Raw genomic sequence first — 17,837 nt, 5'->3', positions numbered from 1 at the left:
CGCCCCGGGTGGTGAGGGTCACCGCCGTGCGGGGGTGGCAGCGGCCCCCGCCCTCGCTAGAGTCGAGGACGATCCTCACGACCCCGACACCGGAGGCTTCCGCATGTCCACCGACCCGACCGTCATCGTCGCCGGCGCCCGCACCCCGATGGGGCGGATGAGCGGCTCCCTCAAGGGCTTCAGCGGCTCCGACCTCGGTGGCTTCGCCATCAAGGGCGCCCTCGAGAAGGCCGGCGTGGCCCCCGAGGACGTCGACTACGTCATCATGGGCCAGGTCCTCACGGCCGGCGAGGGCCAGATCCCCGCTCGCCAGGCCGCCGCGAAGGCCGGCATCCCGATGACCGTCCCGGCCCTCACGGTCAACAAGGTGTGCCTGTCCGGCATCGACGCCATCGCCCTCGCCGACCAGCTGATCCGCGCCGGCGAGTTCGACGTCGTCGTCGCCGGCGGCCAGGAGTCGATGACCAACGCGCCGCACCTGCTCGAGAAGAGCCGCGACGGGTTCAAGTACGGCGACGTCACGATGCACGACCACATGGCGCAGGACGGCCTGTGGGACGCCTTCACCGACCAGGCGATGGGCCTGCTCACCGAGGCGGCCAACACCGGGGACATCGCCTTCACCCGTGAGGAGCAGGACGAGTTCTCGGCCCGCAGCCACCAGCTCGCCGCCCGCGCCTCGAAGGACGGCCTCTTCGACGACGAGGTCGTCACCGTGACGATCCCCCAGCGCAAGGGCGACCCGATCGAGTTCCGCACCGACGAGGGCATCCGCGCCGACACGACGGCCGACTCGCTGGGCCGCCTGCGCCCGGCCTTCGCCAAGGACGGCACGATCACCGCCGGCTCCGCCTCGCAGATCTCCGACGGTGCCTGTGCGGTCGTCGTCATGAAGAAGTCGCGTGCGGAGGAGCTCGGCCTCGACTGGCTGGCCGAGATCGGCGCCCACGGCGTCGTCGCCGGCCCCGACTCCACGCTGCAGAGCCAGCCGGCGCGAGCCATCGCCAAGGCCTGCGAGCGCGAGGGCATCACCCCCGCCGACCTCGACCTCGTCGAGATCAACGAGGCCTTTGCGGCCGTCGGCCTCGCCTCCGCCAAGGAGCTCGGCATCGAGCACGACAAGGTCAACGTCAACGGCGGGGCCATCGCGCTGGGCCACCCCATCGGGATGTCCGGGGCCCGCATCACCCTGCACCTCGCCCACGAGCTCAAGCGGCGCGGCGGCGGCGTCGGCGCCGCGGCCCTGTGCGGCGGCGGCGGGCAGGGCGACGCGCTCGTCGTCAAGGTCCCGGCCCAGGGCTGATCCGGGCTCACCCGATCGGGCCGCGCACCGTCGACGTCCCCTCCCTTGTCGCCCAGGCGAGGGAGGGGCGTCCGCGTGCGGTCGCCCGGCTCATCTCGCTCGTCGAGGACGCCCACCCCGCCCTGCGCGAGGTGATGGCGGCGCTCGCCGCGGATGCCGGTCGCGCCCACGTCGTCGGCGTCACCGGCGCGCCGGGCGTCGGCAAGTCGACGACGACGAACGCCCTCGTCGCCGAGTACCGGCGGCAGGGCCGTCGGGTCGGGGTGCTCGCCGTCGACCCGTCGTCGCCGTTCTCCGGCGGGGCGCTGCTCGGCGACCGGATCCGGATGTCCGAGCACGCCGCCGACCCGGACGTGTTCATCCGCTCCATGGCGTCGAGGGGCCACCTCGGCGGTCTGTCGTGGGCCGCCCCGCAGGCGCTGCGGGTGCTGGACGCCGCCGGATGCGACGTCGTGCTCGTCGAGACCGTCGGGGTCGGGCAGTCCGAGGTCGAGGTCGCGGCGACCGCCGACACGACGCTCGTCCTCCTCGCACCCGGGATGGGGGACGGCATCCAGGCCGCGAAGGCCGGCATCCTCGAGGTGGCCGACGTCCTCGTCGTCAACAAGGCCGACCGCGACGGCGCCGACCGCACGGTGCGCGACCTGCGCCATGCGGTGCAGCTCGGCGACCGCTCCGAGCCCGGTGCCTGGCGGCCGCGGGTGGTGCGGACGGTCGCGACCGGCGGGGACGGCGTCGACGATGTCGTGTCGGCCGTCGAGGAGCACCGCCGCTGGCTGGGACCCGACGGGCTGCGGGCCCGGAGGGTGCACCGGGCCGCCCACGAGGTGGAGGGCCTCGCCCTCGCCACCCTGCGGGCGCGGGTCGGCGGGGTGGGTGGTGACGCCCGCCTCGAGGCGCTCGCCGCGGACGTCGTCGCAGGGCGCACCGACCCGTACGCCGCCGCCGACCGGCTCGTCGAGTCGCTCACCTGAGCCGTGACCGGCGGGGCCGTCGGGCACGATGTCCGGGTGCCCTCGACCGCCGACCTCGCGCCGACGTGGGCGGCGGTGCGCTACCGCCGCAGCCAGTCGGTCGCGCTCGTCCTCGTCGCCGCCCTCGTCACGACGTGTGCCGTCTTCGCCCCGCTCTTCGTCCGGGTCCTCGAGCAGGGGCTCCTCCAGGCCCGCCTCGTCGAGCGGGACGCCGCCGACACGACGGTGCTCGTCCGGGCCTCGCGCACGAGCGAGGAGCCGACGACCACCTCCGGTGAGCTGGCGTCCGTCCTGCCCGCCGCGGCGCGGCCGTGGTTCGGGGAGCCGGTGGGGATGACGACGGCCGACACCCGCGTGCAGCCGCGCGACGGGCTGCAGACCTCTCCGCTGCGGCTCGTCGCCCGCGACGCGGTGTGCGAGCACGTCGAGCTGACGAGTGGCCGCTGCCCGCAGGCCGCCGGCGAGGTGCTCGTGTCCGGTGCGGACTCACAGGCCTGGGGGTGGAGGGAAGGGCGCCGCTTCGACGTCGACGACCCGTCGGCCGGCGGCACCGCGGCCGGGCCCGACGCGCCGGCGCCCCCGGTGCCGCTCACCGTCGTCGGGGTCTACGAGACGCTCGACGACCCGGGGTACTGGCTGCGCACCCGGGTCGACGGCAAGTCCGGGTTCCCCCTCGCGCAGGGCGACTCCATCGTCCCGGCCGTCGACGACTTCCTCGTCGACGAGGACACCTTCGCCACCGGGTGGGCCGAGGCCACCGTGTCGGTGGAGTACCCCCTCGACCGGTCCCGCGTCACGCTCACGACCGTCCCGCGCATCAGCGAGTCCCTCGAGGGCCTCGACCGGGTCCGGGAGGGTGTCACCGTCACGACGCCGCTGCCCGACCTCGTCTCGTCGATCGCCTCCGGCCGCGAGGTCGTGCGCACCCTCGTCCCCCTCCTCCTCGCGCAGCTCGCCCTCCTCGCCGTGACCGTGCTGGCGCTCGTGGCCCACGCGGCCGTCGAGCAGCGCCGCCCCGAGATCGCGCTCGCGCGCCTGCGCGGTCGCAGCCGCGAGGGGGGCAGCCGGATCGTGCTCGCCGAGCTCGCCCTCACCGTGCTGCTCGGCGTGCCGGTCGGGGTCGCCCTCGCGCTGCTCGTCGCCGAGCTGCTGCGGCGCACGGTGCTGCCGGCCGGGGTGCCCCTCGAGCTGCGGTGGCCGGTGCTCGCCGCCGTCGCGGTCGCGGTCGTGGGTTCGCTGCTCGCCGTGCACCTCGCGGCCCGCCCGGTGCTGCGCGAACCGGTCGCCGCCCTCCTGCGTCGGGTGCCCCCGGCGACGGGCGGGGGCCTCGGCGTGCTCGACGTCGTCGTCGTCGTCCTCGCCGTGCTCGGCGTCGTCGGCCTCCTCACCGGCGACGTCGAGGGCCCGACCGCCCTGCTCACCCCGGTGCTGCTCGCGCTCGCGGTGGGCCTGCTCGGGGCGGCGGTCGTGCGGCGCCTCGCGGCCCGCTCGGGGCGGCGGTCGCTGTCCCGGGGGCGCCTGGCGGCCGGGCTCGCTGCGCTCTCCCTCGCCCGCCGGCCGTCGCTGCGGCACGTGCTCGTCGTCGTCACGACGGCCACGGCGCTCGCCACCTTCGCCGCGAACGCCGTCGTCGTCGGGGCCGAGAACCGGAGCGCCCGGGCCGAGCTCGAGACCGGCGCGCCCGCCGTGCTCGAGACCGACGCGCCGTCGCCGGCCGCGCTCGCCGCCGCCGTCGACGCGCTCCCGGACGCCCACCGCGAGGCCGCGACGCCGGTCGTCGTCATCCGCCCGCGTGACCCCTCGGCCGTGCCGAGCCTGCTCGCCCGCCCGGCCGAGCTGGCCGGGGTCGCGTACGCCGCCCCCACGGCCGGCCTGGACGCGCTGACTCCGGCGGTCGTGCCGAGCGTCCGGCTCGACGACGGCGAGCTGACCGGGACGCTCACGTGGGAGCTGACGCAGTTCCGTGACGGGACGGAGCCGGTCGGTCGGGCACCGAGGTCGCCGACCGGCATCCCGGGTGGCGACCTGTCGGTCGAGCCCACGCCGGTCGAGGTCGGGATCACCGTCACGACGCCCGACGGGACGGTGCTCGACCGCGACCTCGCGAGCATCGAGCAGACCGAGACCGGGACGGCGCGGGTGCGTGCCCCCGTGCTCTGCCCGGACGGATGCCGGCTCGCCGGGCTGTGGGTCAGGGGCACCGACCCGTGGGCCGAACGGGTCGCGGGTCGCGTCGTGCTCTCCGGGCTCGCGCTCGACGGCCGGCCGCTCGACCTCGGGGGCGCCGACCACTGGCTTCCCGCCGAGGCGGGCCCGGGGGAGGGGACCCAGGAGGTCTCCGGGTCCGGGTCCGAGCTCGTCGTCGACATCGACAACACCGGCCGGCGGGTGTTCTCGCCGCGGGCCGACGTGCCGAGCCCGGCGCCCGTCCTCCTCGCCGGTCGACCTCCGGCCGACGCGACGGGCGACGACTTCACCCTCGTCGGGCTCGGCGGCCGGCCGGTGCCCTCGCGCGCCGTCGCCCGGGTCGACGCGCTCCCCGCGGTGACCGGTCGCGGGGCGCTGTCCGACCTCGACGCCCAGCTTCGGGTCGGTGGCGGGGCCCCGCCCGGGTCGTCGGCGCAGGTCTGGCTCGGGACCGCCGACCCGGACGTCGTCGCGGCCGTCCACCGAGAGCTGGCCGCACGCGGCATCCCCGTGACGTCGACGACGACGGCGACCCGGGCGCAGGAGGCCTACGACCGCTCGGCGACCGGCTGGGGCCTGCTCCTCGGCGTCTTCACCGGGGTCCTCGCCCTCGTCGTCGCCGGCCTCGTCGTCGGCCTCGTCGCGGTGACGTCGTGGCGGGGCGTCGCCCGGGACCTCGCCGGGCTCCTCGTCGCGGGGACCCCGGTCGAGGTGCTGCGCGCGAGCGTGCGGCGCGAGCAGCTGCTCACCGTGCTCGCCGGGGTCGTGCTCGGCACGGCGTGCGGGGTGGCGGGAGCGGTGCTCGCGATGCCGCTCGTGCCGCTCTTCGACCGGCCCGCCGCCGTGCCGGTTCCCGACCTCGCCCCCGCATGGCCGGCCATCGCGGCGACCGCCCTCGGGGCGCTCGTCGTCGTCGGCGGGGCGGCCCTGTTCGCGGCGCGCGGCGTCGTCGCCCGGGCCGTTCCCGAGCGCCTGCGGGAGTCGCTGTGAGCGGCGGGGTCCGGGTCGTGACCCGCGGTCTCGTGCACATCTACCGCGCCGAGGGGCACGACGTCGCCGCCCTGTCCGGCATCGACCTCGTCGTCGCCCCTGGCGAGCGAGTCGCCCTCCTCGGTCCGTCGGGTGCGGGCAAGTCGACGCTCCTCGCGCTCTTCGGGGGCCTCATGCGACCGAGCGCCGGTCGCATCCTCGTCGGCGAGCACGAGATGAGCCGGCTCACCGAGGCCGAGCTCGACGCGGTCCGGGGCGCCGAGGTCGGCATGGTGCTGCAGGGCGCCGCCCGCAACCTGCTGCCCTACCTGTCGGCCCGGGGCAACGTCGAGTTCGCGCAGCGGGCGGCCCGGCGTCGCGGGCGCGAGGTGCCGGACGCCGACACGGTGCTCGACCTCGTCGGCTTCCCGCCCGAGGCCGCCGACGCCCCGCTCGCCGGGCTCACCCCCGGGCGGCTGCAGCTGCTCGCGGTCGCCGTGGCGGTGTCCTGCCGCCCCGGCCTGCTCCTCGGCGACGAGCCGACGAGCCAGCTCGACCACGGGGCCCGCGACGTCGTCCTCGACGCCCTCGCCCAGGTCAACGCCCGGTGGGGGACGACGGTCGTCGTCGTCACCCACGACCCCGACGTCGCCGCCGCCATGCCGCGCACCATCACGATCCGCGACGGGCGGGTCGGGGCGGAGGGCAGGGCCGGCGAGGAGTTCGCCGTCGTCTCCGCCGACGGGTCCGTCCCGCTGCCACCGCACGCGCTCGCGGCCCTGCCACCGGGCTCGTTGCTGCGGCTGCACGAGGACGGCGACCGGTGGGTGCTCGTGCTCGAGGAGGGTGACGGCGATGGGTGAGCCGGTCGTGCGGTGTACGGGGGTCGTCGTGCGCTTCGGGGCGACGACCGCACTCGACGGTGTCGACCTCGTCGTGTGGCCCGGGGAGCTCGTCGCGGTGACGGGCCACTCCGGCGCCGGCAAGACGACCCTGCTCGGTGTGCTCGCCGGCCTCGTCAGGCCCGCGGAGGGCGAGGTCGTCGTCGGTGGCGTCCGCGTCACCGGGCTCGCGGCCGCGGTCGGGGCCGGGGTGTCGCTCGTCCCGCAGGGCAACGGGCTCGCCGCCGTGCTCACGGCTCGCGAGAACGTCCTCGTGCCGCTGCTCGCCCGCGGCGTGGATGCCGGGGCCGCCCCGGCGCGCGCCACCGCCGCCCTCGACGCCGTCGGGCTCGGCGAGGTCCACGACCACCTCGTCGAGGAGCTGTCGGGCGGCCAGCAGCAGCGGGTCGCCGTGGCGCGCGGTCTGGCGCTCGCCGGTCCGGTGCTGCTCGCCGACGAGCCGACGTCCGAGCTCGACCACACGAACCGTGAGGTCGTCCTGCGCCTGCTCCGGGCCCGCGCCGACGGCGGAGCCGCGGTCGTCATGGCGACCCACGACCCCGAGGCGGCCGCCGCGGCCGACCGCGTCCTGCACCTCGACGACGGCGTCGCCGTCCCGGGCTGAGCGCCACCCGCCGTCCCGGGCTGAGCGCCGTCCGCCGTCGCCGCCGGGCGGTCGGCCCGGCCCGACGCAGGGCGGTCAGCCCGGCCCGACCGCCGTCGGCTCGGCGAGCGAGGGCTCGACCTCACCCGGGTCGGGCAGCTCCTCGCCCTCGAGCGGGATCGCCGAGGGGACGCCCGCGGTGATGCGGCTGCCGTCCGCCCGCGTGCCACCGGTGCGGGGCCGGTTCCCGAGCGTGCCCGGGATGCGGGGCCCGTGGCCGTCGAGGGCGATGACGACCGGGACGCGCTCGTCGAGGGTGTGCGTCGTGCCGCGGACGTCGACCGGCACGGGGAGCTCGCCGGTCTCGACCTGCAGCTCGAGCGAGGCGGCTGTGAGGGTCACCCGGAACCGGGTGTCGCGCCACGTGATCCGGAAGGTGAGGGAGGTCCAGCCGTCGGGCAGGCGCGGGTCGAAGGACAGCCGCCCGTCGTGGTCGCGCATGCCGCCGAACCCGTTGACGAGCGCCGACCACACCCCGCCGGTGGAGGCGATGTGCAGGCCGTCGACCGTGTTGTCGTGGTGGTTGGCGAGGTCGACGTACAGGGCGTCGAGGAAGTAGCCGTACGCCACCTCGTGGTAGCCGACCTCGGCCGCGACGACGGACTGCACGACAGCGGACAGGGTGGAGTCGCCCGTCGTGATCGGGTCGTAGTACTCGAAGTCCCGGCGCTTCTCCGCGGCCGTGAAGCGGTTGCCCTGGAGGAAGAGCGCGAGCACGACGTCGGCCTGCTTGAGCACCTGGAAGCGGTAGATGACGAGCGGGTGGTAGTGCAGGAGGAGGGGGCGCAGCTCCTCCGGGGTTCGGCTGAGGTCCCACACCTCCCGGTCGAGGAAGAAGTCGTCCTGCGGGTGGATCTCGAGGCCGTCGTCGTAGGGGATGTGCATCCCCTCCGCGCAGGCCGCCCACTCGCGCACCTCGGCGTCGGTGAGGCGCAGCCGCTCCGCCATCCGGGCGAACTCCTGCGGCTCCTGGCGGCGGGTCCACTCCACCCAGTGCACCGCCTGCTCGAGGTTGTAGCGGGCCATGACGTTCGTGAAGAGGTTGTTGTTGACGACCGTCGTGTACTCGTCCGGACCGGTGACCCCGTGGATGTGGAACGACCGCTCGCCGTTGCTGCGCCAGAAGCCGAGGTCGGCGTACAGGCGCGCTGTCTCGACGAGGATGGCGAGGCCGTCGCGCACGAGGAACCCGACGTCCCCGGTGGCGTTGACGTACTGGACGAGCGCGTGGACGACGTCGGCGTCGATGTGCACCTGGGCCGTGCCGGCGGCGTAGTAGGCCGAGGCCTCCTCGCCGTTGATCGTGCGCCAGGGGAACAAAGCCCCACGCTGGCTCAGCTCGCGGGCGCGGTCGCGGGCGGCGGGCAGCATCCGGCTGCGGAAGTGCATGAGGTTGCGGGCGAGCGTGGGCCGCGTGTACGTGAGGAACGGCGCGACGTAGACCTCGGTGTCCCAGAAGTAGTGGCCCTCGTACCCCGAGCCGGTCACCCCCTTCGCGGCGACGCCGTGCCCGTCGGCCCGCCCGCTCGCCTGGGCGAGGGTGAACAGGTTGAAGCGGATGGCCTGCTGGATGGCGTCGCGGGCCGGGTCGTCGGTCTCGACCTCGACGTCGCTCGCGGCCCAGAACGCGTCGTACCAGGCGCGCTGCTCGGCGAGCCAGTGGTCGAGGTCGTAGCGGGCGGCCCGGTCGAGCGTGCGGCGGCACCGGTCGGACAGCTCGCGGACCGGCAGGCCGCGCGAGGTGTGGTAGGCGACCGTCTTCTCGATCCGCAACGTGTGCCCCTCGCGGGCGTCGACGCGGAAGACCATCTTCGTCAGGTCGGGCTCGTCGCCCATGACGAGCTCGTAGGGGTCGGGGGTGCGCAGCACGTGGTCGGCCGCGACGACGACGGTCATCCGCGAGTTGGCGCACTGGTAGCCGAGCATCATCCGGTCGTCCTTGGCCATCTGGATGCGCGGCAGGAGCACCCGGCCCTCGAACGCCCCGGCCTTGCGCGGGTCGGCGTGCACGCCGCCGGCCTGCGCCTGCAGGTGGTACTCGTCCTCGCCGTCCTGGCGGTTGAGCAGCTGCGACGACACGACGAGGGGCGCGTCGCCGGAGAGCATCGTCACCTCGAGGGTGAGCACGACGAGGTGGCGCTGGGTCATCGAGACCATCCGCGTCGAGTCGATCCGCACCCGCTTGCCCGACGGGGTGCGCCACACGACCGAGCGCCGCAGGACCCCGTCGCGGAAGTCCAGGCTGCGCTCGTAGCCCTCGAGGTCGGCGGTGCCGATGACGAGCGGCTCGTCGTCGACGTACAGCTTCATGAGCTTGGCGTCGGGGGCGTTGACGGTCGTCTGCCCGGTGCGGGCGAACCCGTAGGCCGCCTCGGCGTGCCGGATCGGCCAGGTCTCGTGGAGGCCGTTGACGTACGTTCCGTGCTCGAACGCGTGGCGGCCCTCCTCGGGATTGCCGCGCATCCCGATGTAGCCGTTCGCGACGGTGAACAGGGTCTCGGTGACACCGAGGTCGGCACGGTCGAAGTCGCACTCGACGAGCCGCCACGGGTCGACCGGGAACCGGCTGCGGTCGAGCGGGTCGGCCGCACTGCGCTCCCGGGTCACGTGAGCTCCTCGAGGTCGTCGACGACGAGGTGGGCGCCGGCCCGGGAGAGCGTGTCGACCCCGGCCCCCCGGTCGACCCCGATGACGAGCGCGAACCCGCCGGCCGCCCCGGCGCGCACGCCGGACACGGCATCCTCGACGACGACCGACCGCTCGGGGGTGGCGCCGCAGGCCCGCGCCGCGTGGACGAAGGTGTCGGGCGCGGGCTTGCCGGGCAGGCCGAGGTCGGTGGCGACCCGCCCGTCGACGACGCTGACGAAGCGGTCGGCGAGGCCGGCGGCCTCGAGCACCGCCGGAGCGTTCGCCGACGACGACACGACCGCGAGCGGCATCCCGACGTCGTGCAGGTGGTCCAGGAGCGCGACCGAGCCGGGGTAGGGGCGCACCCCGTCGCGGGCCAGGACGGCGTTGAAGGCGTCGTTCTTGCGGTTGCCGAGCCCGCACACGGTGTCCTGCTCGGGCGGGTCGCCGGGGTCGCCCTCGGGCAGCCGGATGCCGCGGGCCGTGAGGAGGTCGCGCACGCCGTCGTAGCGGGGCTTGCCGTCGACGTGCGCGAAGTAGTCGTCGTCGGTGTACGAAGAGGTGTCGGCGTCGGGATCGTCCCAGGTCGCGAGGAAGGCGCCGAACATCTCCGCCCAGGCGCGCATGTGGACCTCGGCGGTCGGCGTGAGGACGCCGTCGAGGTCGAAGAGGACCGCGTCGTAGGTCGACCAGGTCACCGGGCTCGAGCCGCTCATGGGATGAACGCTAGGGACTGCGAGAGCGCTTGCGCAATCCCGCGGGCCCACGACCTCGCTCGGCTACCGTGCTCGGTGTGAGCGAGCCGGTGCGCCTGCCCTTCGACCCCATCGCCCGGGCGAGCGAGCTGTGGCGCGCCCGCTGGGGCGCGGACTCGCGGTCGCTGTCGATGGCCACGGCGACCTCGATCATGCGCGTCCAGCAGCTGCTGCTCGCCCGGTTCGACGCCATCGCCGGGCGGCACGGGCTGACCTTCGCGCGCTACGAGGCCCTCGTCCTGCTCGCCTTCAGCCGCTCCGGGCGGCTGTCCATGTCGCGGATCGGCGAGCGGCTCATGGTGCACCCGACGAGCGCGACGAACATCGTCCAGCGGCTCGTGGCCCAGGGGTTCGTCGAGCGGGTGCCCAACCCCACCGACCGGCGGGGGGCGTTCGCGGTCATCACGGATGCCGGGCGCGAGGCGATGGAGGCGGTCACCGCCGACCTCGAGGCCGTCGACTTCGGGCTCGGGATGCTCGACGACGACGCGCACCGCGCCCTCTTCGAGCTGCTGCGTACGGTGCGCGTCGGCGCCCGCGACTTCGACGCCTGAGGGCACGGCGCGGTCCGCGGGCGACGTGGCGTGGGTCACGCCGGACGGGCCGGGGATTTGTCCGGACGCCGGGCCGTTTGTCATGGTTGAAGGCAGCCCTGACCCCGGACGAGCGTCCGGGACGCCCCCGCACCCCCGAAGGACAGCCCCCCATGACCACGATCGTCACGCGCGTCGCCGGTGCGCTCCTGGCCCTCGCCGGCCTCGTGCTCACCGTGGTCGGCGCCTGGTTCGCGGCCCAGCTGGGAGCCTCGGGGACCGCCGAGTTCACCGCCCGGCCCGGGACGACCGACCCGGTGCTCATCCGCCCCGACGTCCTCAACCGGGTCGACGAGGACGTCGTCGTCACGGCCACCGCGGCGGAGGGCGCCACCGTGTGGATGGCGCTCGCCAACCCCTCGGACGCGGCGGCGGTCGTCGGGGACTCCCGGCACGTCGACGTGACCGGCGTGTCGGTGCGCGACTGGGCCCTGCTCACCCGCACGACCGGCTCCGGCGAGGCCCCCGAGCTCGGGGCGGCCGACCTGTGGCGCCAGCAGGACGACGCCCCCGCGGCGGTGACGCTCACCGTCGAGCAGGACGAGGCGCCCGAGACCCTCGTCGTCGCCACCGAGGGTGGCGAGCTGCGCACCCTGACCATGACCGTCGTCGACAAGACCTGGTTCGTCGAGGCCGTCATCGCGGTGCTCGTCGGGGTCTTCCTCCTGCTCGCCGGCGGCGCCCTGCTCTGGCCACGCGGGGAGCGGGCCGACGTCCCCGACGAGCCGCTGGCCCCCGAGCCGGCCACCGGCCACCGAGACCCCGAGGAGGTCACCCGATGACCCCGTCCCCCCAGCCCCCCGCCCACCCCCTGCCCCGCCGTGCCCTGACCCGCCTCGCCGCGACCGGCATCCTCGCGAGCGCCCTCGTGCTCACCGGCTGCGGCGCCCAGGACGCCCTCGTCGGGCTCCACCCCGCACCCGCCGAGCAGTCGGTCTCGGCGCCGCTCGACACCGATGGCGCCGCCGCCGTCGCCGCCCGGCTGCTCGCCGAGCGCGACGCGCTCGACGCCGACCCGAAGGCGTCGAAGGAGGCCCGGGCCGAGGTGCTCTCGGGCGATGCCCTCACCCTCGCCACGGCCGTGGCCGGTCGAGCAGCCGGGTCCGATGCGACGGAGCTGGCCGCCGCCCCGACGCCCACCGTCGTCGCGCAGTCGCAGGGCCGCGAGTGGCCGCGGGCCATCCTCGCCTCGACCCTCGACGAGGACACGAGCACCCAGCACCTGCACGTGCTGCTGTCCGAGGAGCCGGACGAGCCGTTCCGGGTTGCCGCGAGCGTGCCGATGTTCGGCGGGGCCGAGCTGCCGGCCGTCGCCGCCGAGAACGCGGGCTCCCCGATGATCGAGGTCTCCGACGGCGAGGGCCTGCCCGTGTCGCCGGAGGACGCCGTCGGGGCGTACGCCGCGGCCATCGCCCACCCCAAGCCCAAGGCCAGCGAGCTCGTCTCGGTCGAGGACCCCTTCGCGACCGGGCTCAAGGCGACGGCGGCCGCCCAGACCAAGGCGCTCGGCAAGCTCGGCACGCTGACCCAGACCCACGAGCCGCGCCTCGACGACGCGGTGACCTTCCGCCTCGCCGACGGGGGAGCCGTCGTCTTCGGCCACCTCAAGCGCACGGACACGCTGGCGGTCAAGCCGACGGCGAAGGAGCTCGTCCTCCCCGCGGAGTACGCGAAGCTCACCGGGAAGAAGAAGGTGACGAAGTCGCTCACCCTCAACAGCCTCGAGCCCTTCGTCATGGTCGTCCCCCCAGCGGGCAAGGCCGAGGTCATCGGGGCGAGCGAGCTGCTCGTCTCCGGCACGGGCCGCTGACCCGCGCACCACCCTCCTTTGACAGAATCGGGACCATGAGCGAGACCACTCCCCCTGCGGGCACCCGCGGGGCCGTCGACCTGTCCGCCGTCGCCGGGATGACCGCGCCGACACCCGCGACGACGGGCAGCGGGATGCCGGCCGGCCCGGTGCCCGGTGGTCCGGCGCCCGAGCGCCCCGTCGTCCCCGGCGGGCTCGTCGTCGACGTCGACGCCGCCACCCTGCAGGAGGCGCTCAACCGCACCCTCCAGGTGCCCGGCGTCCTCGTCCTGTGGGGCTCGGCGTACCCCGCGACCCGCGAGCTGCTCGACACCGTCGTGCGGGTCGCCGCCTCCCTCGAGGGCCGCGTCCTCGTCCTGAGCGCCGACCTGTCGGCCTCGCCCGAGCTGCTCCAGGCCTTCCAGCCGCTCCTCGTGCAGGCCTTCGGCCAGCCGAGCGTGCCCGCGGCCTTCGGTCTCCTCCAGGGCCAGCCGGTGCCGCTCTTCCCCGGTGTCCAGCCCGAGCCGGAGGTGCGCGCGGTCGTCGACCAGCTGCTCCAGGCGGCGGTGCAGAACGGCATCACCGGGCGGGTCGAGCTCGAACCGGTCGCCGGGGCGGAGCCCGACGAGCTGCCGCCGCTGCACGAGGCGGCCTTCGAGGCGATCGAGCGCGGCGACCTCACCGCGGCCGCCGCCGCCTACGAGCAGGCCCTCGCCGAGGACCCCAAGGACCACGACGCCGAGCTCGGCCTCGCCCAGGTGCGGCTCATGCAGCGCACCCAGGGCGTCGACCTCGCCGCCGCACGGGCGGCCGCGGCGGCCGACCCGACCGACGTCGCAGCCGCGACGGTCGTCGCCGACCTCGACGTCCTCGGCGGGCACGTCGACGACGCGTTCGCGCGCCTCCTCGACCTCGTCCGCACGACGTCCGGGGACGAGCGCGACCGGGCCCGCACCCACCTGCTCGAGCTGTTCGCGGTCGTCGGCGCCCAGGACGAGCGGGTGCGCAAGGGCCGCACCGCCCTCATGAGCGCCCTCTTCTGACGCTGGTGCCCCCGAAGCTCCTCGACGACCACCTCCGGTTCCGGTTCGTCCCGGCGGACCCCCTCGTGACGGGGGTCGTCCTCCAGTGCGACCGGGTGGTCGCGGGCCCGCGCGAGTTCCGGCGCGACGGCGAGGGCTGGGTCCTCGACCTGCCGCGCCCGCCGCTGTGCCGTCTCGAGTACCGCTTCGCCGTGGGGCGGGGGGACGAGGTCGAGGTCGTGCTCGACCCGACGAACCCGGTCACGGTGCGCACGGCGTTCGGCGAGCGCTCCGTCGCGGAGCTGCCCGGGTACCTCCCGCCGTGGTGGCTCGCCGCCCCCGCGGTGCCCAGCCGGCTCGAACCGCTCACCCTCTCCGGGGAGACCGCCCACGAGGTGCCGGTCACGGTGTGGAGCCCGGACGACCTGCCGGACGACGAGCCCGCCCCGCTCCTGCTCGTCCACGACGGCCCGGAGTACGACCAGCTCGCGTCCCTCACGACGTACAGCGCCGCCCTCGTCGGGGCCGGACAGCTGCCACCGCACCGGGTCGCCCTGGCCCACCCGGTCATCCGCGACTCGTGGTACTCCGGATCGCCGCAGTACCTGCGCACCATCGCGGCGGCCGGCCTCGACGCGCTCGGCGCGCGGTACGCCGTGCGCGGCCCGGTCGTCGTCGTCGGTGCGAGCCTCGGGGGACTCACCGCGCTGCTCCTCGGCCTGCTCGCGGCGCCACGGGTCGGGGGCGTCTACGCCCAGTCCGGCTCGTTCTTCCAGGTGCGGCGCGACGTCTCCGAGAGCGGCTTCCGCTACTTCGGGCGGATCTCACGCCTCGTGCAGGCCGTCCTCGACACCCGGCACGCCGACCACCCGCTCACCGTCGGCATGTCGTGCGGCACCCTCGAGGAGAACCTGGCGAACAACCGCGACATGGCGACCGCGCTGCGCCGTGCCGGGCACGACGTCGTCCTGCGCGAGGTCCCCGACCTGCACAACTACACGGCCTGGCGCGACGCCCTCGACCCGGGCCTCACCGACGTGTTGCGCACGGTCTGGGGCCGGCCCGGCTGAAGGGGCGCGATGACCGGCATCCCGGCGGCGGTGCCCCGACGGTCCGTTCACATCCGGTGGTTGCGGGGGAGGGTGGCGACCGGCAGGGTGGGGTCGCATGGAGACGACGTCGGTGCGGCTGGCGGTGCCCGGCCACGACGCCGACCTCGAGGTGGTGCGGTACGGCTCGTGGGGGCGCCCGGTGCTGCTCTTCCCCTCCGAGGCCGGCTCGGCCCGTGACGCCGAGGGCAACGGCATGCTCGAGGCCGTGCGGTCCCTCGTCGATGCCGGTCGGGTGAGCCTGTTCTGCGTCGACTCGGTCGACGGGTGGACCTGGTCCGCGAACGACGTGCCGACCGAGGAGCGGGCCCGGCGCGGCCAGGCCTACACGGCGTGGCTCTCGCAGGCGGTCCTGCCCTGGGTGCTCGACGAGGTCGGAGGGGGGCAGGAGGTCATCACGGCCGGGGTGTCGCTCGGGGCCTACCACGCCGTGCACCTGACCTTCCAGCGCGCCGACGTCGCCCCGCTGGCCATCGGCCTGTCGGGCAACTACGACTCCACGACGTGGAACGGGTGGGGCGAGCTCGGCGACGCGACGTACTTCGCGAACCCGATGGCCTACGTCGCCAACATGGAGGGCGACCACCTCGACTGGATCCGCTCGCGCGTGTCGGTGGTGCTCGTCGTCGGGCAGGGACCCTTCGAGGTGTCGCCGACGCGATCCCTGCCGGCCACGAGGGAGTTCGCCGAGGTGCTGGCCCGCAAGGGGATCCGCCACGAGCTCGACGTGTGGGGCTTCGACAGCGCCCACGACTGGCCGTGGTGGCAGCGCCAGCTCGCCCACCACCTGCACCGGTTCGTCTGACCCGACCGACGAAGGAGACCGCCATGGCCCCCACGACCGACCACCTCGTCGGGTTGCTCCTCGGCGCCGAGGAGGACTGGCCCACGGCGTTCGAGGCCCTGGCACGGCGCCTCGGAGTGCTCAGGGCACCCGACGGCGGCACGCACACCGTGACGACCGAGCGGCTGACCATCGAGCCGTTCAACCTGCGTGACCGGGCCCGCCACGAGCTCGTCATCGACCGGCTCGCACACTGGTACTACCACCCTCGGGAGTGGCTGAAGAAGGTCGCCCTCATGGACGACGTCTACCTGCTCAACAGCCCGTTCACGTTCCAGTCGATGGAGAAGCACTCGGCGTACTGCGCCCTCATGCGGCTCGGCATGAACGTCCCGGAGACCGTCCTCGTGCCGTACAAGCACCCCGTCGACAACGCACGCTGGGCCTACACCTCGGCGCGCTACAACCGTTCCTTCGACCTCGACGAGGTCGCCGAGCCGCTCGGCTACCCGCTGTACATGAAGCCCTTCGACGGCGGTGGCTGGCGGGGGGTCTCGCAGGTCCGGGACCGGGCCGAGCTGCACCGCTCGTACGACGACTCCGGCGAGATGCTCATGCACCTGCAGGCCTCGGTTCCCGACTACGAGCACTTCGCCCGCTCGCTGACCATCGGGCCGGAGACGATGGTCATGAAGTTCCGCCCCGAGGAGCCGATGCACGAGCGCTACGCCGTCACCCACGGCTTCCTCAGCGAGGAGGTCGGGCGCGAGGCGATCACGATCTCGCAGACCGTCAACGCGTTCTTCCGGTGGGAGTTCAACTCCTGCGAGATGCTCGTCAAGGACGGCGTCGTCCACCCGATCGACTACGCGAACGCGTGCCCCGACGTCGCCGTGACGTCCCTGCACTACTACTTCCCCTGGGCGATGAAGGCGCTGCTGCGGTGGACCGCGTACTGCGTCGTCACCGGGCGCCGGCCGCGCACCCAGGTCGACACCGGGCCCTGGTTCGCCGTCGCCGACGACGACGTCCTCGACTACGAGGGCAAGCTCGCGGCGTACCAGGCGCTCGCCGACGAGTACTTCGAGACCGAGCGATACCGGGCGTTCTGCGAGTCGACGCTGCCCCACGTCGACGAGATGGTGCTCGACTGGATCGACGGGCCCGACTTCCGCACCCTGCTCCAGTCGACGATCCACCAGACCTATCCGCCGCAGGAGTGGGAGCGCTTCGAGGCGCACTTCGGCGGGCTGCTCGGGATGTGGGTGACCGACGAGCGCCGGATCCGCGGTGCGGGGACCGCGACCGGGTGACGGCGGGAGGCTCGCGCGAGCGACGGGGTTGCAGCACGGAGCGTCCACAGGCGTGACGCAGGTGAGCCGCCGTCCCCAGACCCGGCAGCGGGGTGGACCGGGGAACGAGCCGGGGTGTGGGGTGGCGGCATGGACCTCGCCCCGTACGACGACCCCGAGGATGCCGTCGGCGTCGCGTTCCGACTGGCCCGTCGTCGGCTCGGCCTGAGCCAGCGAGAGTTGGCGGAGGCCCTCGGCTGGGATCGCGCGAAGGTCGGCCGGCGGGAGAGCGGTCACGTCGCACCGGCGCTGGGTCGGGTCGACGGTGTCCTGCGGGGCATGGGGTTCCGGCTCGCCGTCGTGGTGTCCCACCCGGAGGACTGGGCCGAGGTCGAGGTGCCGCAGGAGCACGTCGTGGACCGGGCCCACCGGCACCTGCCGGCGCACCTCGACCAGGACGTCCTCGAGCGCCCGCCCCTGCACTGGTGGCTGCGGTACCGCGACAAGCCGAACCCGCTGGCGCCGAACTGGTCCTACACCCGGCGCGGCTGGCGCGCCGACCTGCGCGCCCAGCTCGACCGCGAGAGGGAGGCGGCGGCGGGGGAGGCGGCGGCGGGGGAGGCCGCCTTCGTGACCGGCGACGCCGATCCGGAGGCGCAGGGAGGGTGACAGCCCGCAGCAAGGGGTCGGCCAGGAGGCTCGACAGTGCTGCGCTGGGGATCAGCAGTGTCGATGGGTCGGGTGAGGGCTCGGGCGCAGGCTCGACAGTGCTGCGCTGGGGGTCAGCAGTGTCGATGGGTGGGGTGAGGGGTGGGGCGCGGGCTCGACAGTGCTGCGCTGGGGGTCAGCAGTGTCGAGCCTCGTGAAGACACCCTGACGCACCCATG

General features: G+C 74.7%; 15 protein-coding genes. 13 read left to right on the top strand and 2 right to left on the bottom strand.

Annotation, left to right across the window (positions count from 1 at the left end):
• The first annotated feature begins 103 nt into the window (after positions 1–103).
• The 5 genes from ABD899_RS04570 to ABD899_RS04550 are packed head-to-tail and all read left to right on the top strand — an operon-like array spanning position 104 to position 6,939.
• On the top strand, positions 104–1,303 hold the full coding sequence (locus ABD899_RS04570) for an acetyl-CoA C-acetyltransferase (RefSeq protein ID WP_345202825.1): 1,200 nt from the start codon (positions 104–106) through the stop codon (positions 1,301–1,303).
• A 14-nt stretch (positions 1,304–1,317) separates the two neighbouring features.
• Positions 1,318–2,277, top strand: coding sequence for a methylmalonyl Co-A mutase-associated GTPase MeaB (meaB, locus tag ABD899_RS04565; RefSeq protein WP_345203004.1), 960 nt, complete (start codon positions 1,318–1,320; stop codon positions 2,275–2,277).
• 36 nt (positions 2,278–2,313) lie between these two features.
• Entirely contained in the window at positions 2,314–5,454 is a 3,141-nt protein-coding gene (locus ABD899_RS04560) for an FtsX-like permease family protein (protein ID WP_345202823.1), read from the top strand.
• The gene (locus tag ABD899_RS04555) at positions 5,451–6,296 is read left to right on the top strand and encodes an ABC transporter ATP-binding protein (protein WP_345202820.1); all 846 of its coding nucleotides are present in this window, start codon (positions 5,451–5,453) and stop codon (positions 6,294–6,296) included. The genes ABD899_RS04560 and ABD899_RS04555 overlap by 4 nt, the downstream gene beginning before the upstream one ends.
• The gene (locus tag ABD899_RS04550; RefSeq protein ID WP_345202818.1) at positions 6,289–6,939 is read left to right on the top strand and encodes an ABC transporter ATP-binding protein; all 651 of its coding nucleotides are present in this window, start codon (positions 6,289–6,291) and stop codon (positions 6,937–6,939) included. Before ABD899_RS04555 ends, ABD899_RS04550 begins: the two co-directional genes overlap by 8 nt.
• Positions 6,940–7,014: 75 nt before the next feature.
• Here the strand turns inward: ABD899_RS04550 and ABD899_RS04545 are convergent, their stop codons facing one another.
• On the bottom strand, positions 7,015–9,585 hold the full coding sequence (locus ABD899_RS04545; protein ID WP_345202816.1) for a glycoside hydrolase family 65 protein: 2,571 nt from the start codon (positions 9,583–9,585) through the stop codon (positions 7,015–7,017).
• Entirely contained in the window at positions 9,582–10,322 is a 741-nt protein-coding gene (locus tag ABD899_RS04540; protein WP_345202814.1) for an HAD family hydrolase, read from the bottom strand. Before ABD899_RS04540 ends, ABD899_RS04545 begins: the two co-directional genes overlap by 4 nt.
• Before the next feature lie 77 nt (positions 10,323–10,399).
• Between ABD899_RS04540 and ABD899_RS04535 the strand changes: the two genes are divergently transcribed.
• The 8 genes from ABD899_RS04535 to ABD899_RS04500 all read left to right on the top strand — a co-directional run bounded on the left by ABD899_RS04535 (position 10,400) and on the right by ABD899_RS04500 (position 17,619).
• The gene (locus ABD899_RS04535) at positions 10,400–10,915 is read left to right on the top strand and encodes a MarR family winged helix-turn-helix transcriptional regulator (RefSeq protein WP_345202811.1); all 516 of its coding nucleotides are present in this window, start codon (positions 10,400–10,402) and stop codon (positions 10,913–10,915) included.
• 152 nt (positions 10,916–11,067) lie between these two features.
• Positions 11,068–11,736 carry a hypothetical protein gene (locus ABD899_RS04530; protein ID WP_345202810.1) on the top strand — a complete coding sequence of 223 codons (669 nt, stop codon included), beginning with the start codon at positions 11,068–11,070 and terminating at the stop codon, positions 11,734–11,736.
• Positions 11,733–12,764, top strand: a complete 1,032-nt coding sequence (locus ABD899_RS04525) for a DUF8094 domain-containing protein (protein ID WP_345202807.1) — start codon at positions 11,733–11,735, stop codon at positions 12,762–12,764. The genes ABD899_RS04530 and ABD899_RS04525 overlap by 4 nt, the downstream gene beginning before the upstream one ends.
• 35 nt (positions 12,765–12,799) lie before the next feature.
• Positions 12,800–13,786 carry a co-chaperone YbbN gene (locus tag ABD899_RS04520; protein WP_345202805.1) on the top strand — a complete coding sequence of 329 codons (987 nt, stop codon included), beginning with the start codon at positions 12,800–12,802 and terminating at the stop codon, positions 13,784–13,786.
• A 5-nt stretch (positions 13,787–13,791) separates the two neighbouring features.
• Entirely contained in the window at positions 13,792–14,835 is a 1,044-nt protein-coding gene (locus ABD899_RS04515; RefSeq protein WP_345202802.1) for an alpha/beta hydrolase-fold protein, read from the top strand.
• 97 nt (positions 14,836–14,932) lie between these two features.
• Complete coding sequence (locus ABD899_RS04510; protein ID WP_345202799.1) at positions 14,933–15,679, top strand: esterase family protein; 747 nt, start codon at positions 14,933–14,935, stop codon at positions 15,677–15,679.
• A gap of 23 nt (positions 15,680–15,702) precedes the next feature.
• Positions 15,703–16,971, top strand: a complete 1,269-nt coding sequence (locus ABD899_RS04505; protein WP_345202797.1) for an ATP-grasp domain-containing protein — start codon at positions 15,703–15,705, stop codon at positions 16,969–16,971.
• Positions 16,972–17,100: 129 nt separating this feature from the next.
• The gene (locus ABD899_RS04500; protein WP_345202795.1) at positions 17,101–17,619 is read left to right on the top strand and encodes a helix-turn-helix domain-containing protein; all 519 of its coding nucleotides are present in this window, start codon (positions 17,101–17,103) and stop codon (positions 17,617–17,619) included.
• Positions 17,620–17,837: the final 218 nt, after the last annotated feature.

This window comes from Fodinibacter luteus, assembly GCF_039541575.1.
Lineage (GTDB): Bacteria > Actinomycetota > Actinomycetes > Actinomycetales > Dermatophilaceae > Fodinibacter > Fodinibacter luteus.
Note: the sequence above shows the minus strand (reverse complement) of the source record. Positions and strands in the feature narration are given on the sequence as shown.

Coding starts and splice junctions, on each gene's coding strand:
- ABD899_RS04505 (WP_345202797.1), top strand. CDS start 15,703: ATGGCCCCCACGACCGACCACCTCGTCGGGTTGCTCCTCGGCGCCGAG.
- ABD899_RS04540 (WP_345202814.1), bottom strand. CDS start 10,322: ATGAGCGGCTCGAGCCCGGTGACCTGGTCGACCTACGACGCGGTCCTC.
- ABD899_RS04525 (WP_345202807.1), top strand. CDS start 11,733: ATGACCCCGTCCCCCCAGCCCCCCGCCCACCCCCTGCCCCGCCGTGCC.
- ABD899_RS04500 (WP_345202795.1), top strand. CDS start 17,101: ATGGACCTCGCCCCGTACGACGACCCCGAGGATGCCGTCGGCGTCGCG.
- ABD899_RS04510 (WP_345202799.1), top strand. CDS start 14,933: ATGGAGACGACGTCGGTGCGGCTGGCGGTGCCCGGCCACGACGCCGAC.
- ABD899_RS04520 (WP_345202805.1), top strand. CDS start 12,800: ATGAGCGAGACCACTCCCCCTGCGGGCACCCGCGGGGCCGTCGACCTG.
- ABD899_RS04530 (WP_345202810.1), top strand. CDS start 11,068: ATGACCACGATCGTCACGCGCGTCGCCGGTGCGCTCCTGGCCCTCGCC.
- ABD899_RS04570 (WP_345202825.1), top strand. CDS start 104: ATGTCCACCGACCCGACCGTCATCGTCGCCGGCGCCCGCACCCCGATG.
- ABD899_RS04550 (WP_345202818.1), top strand. CDS start 6,289: ATGGGTGAGCCGGTCGTGCGGTGTACGGGGGTCGTCGTGCGCTTCGGG.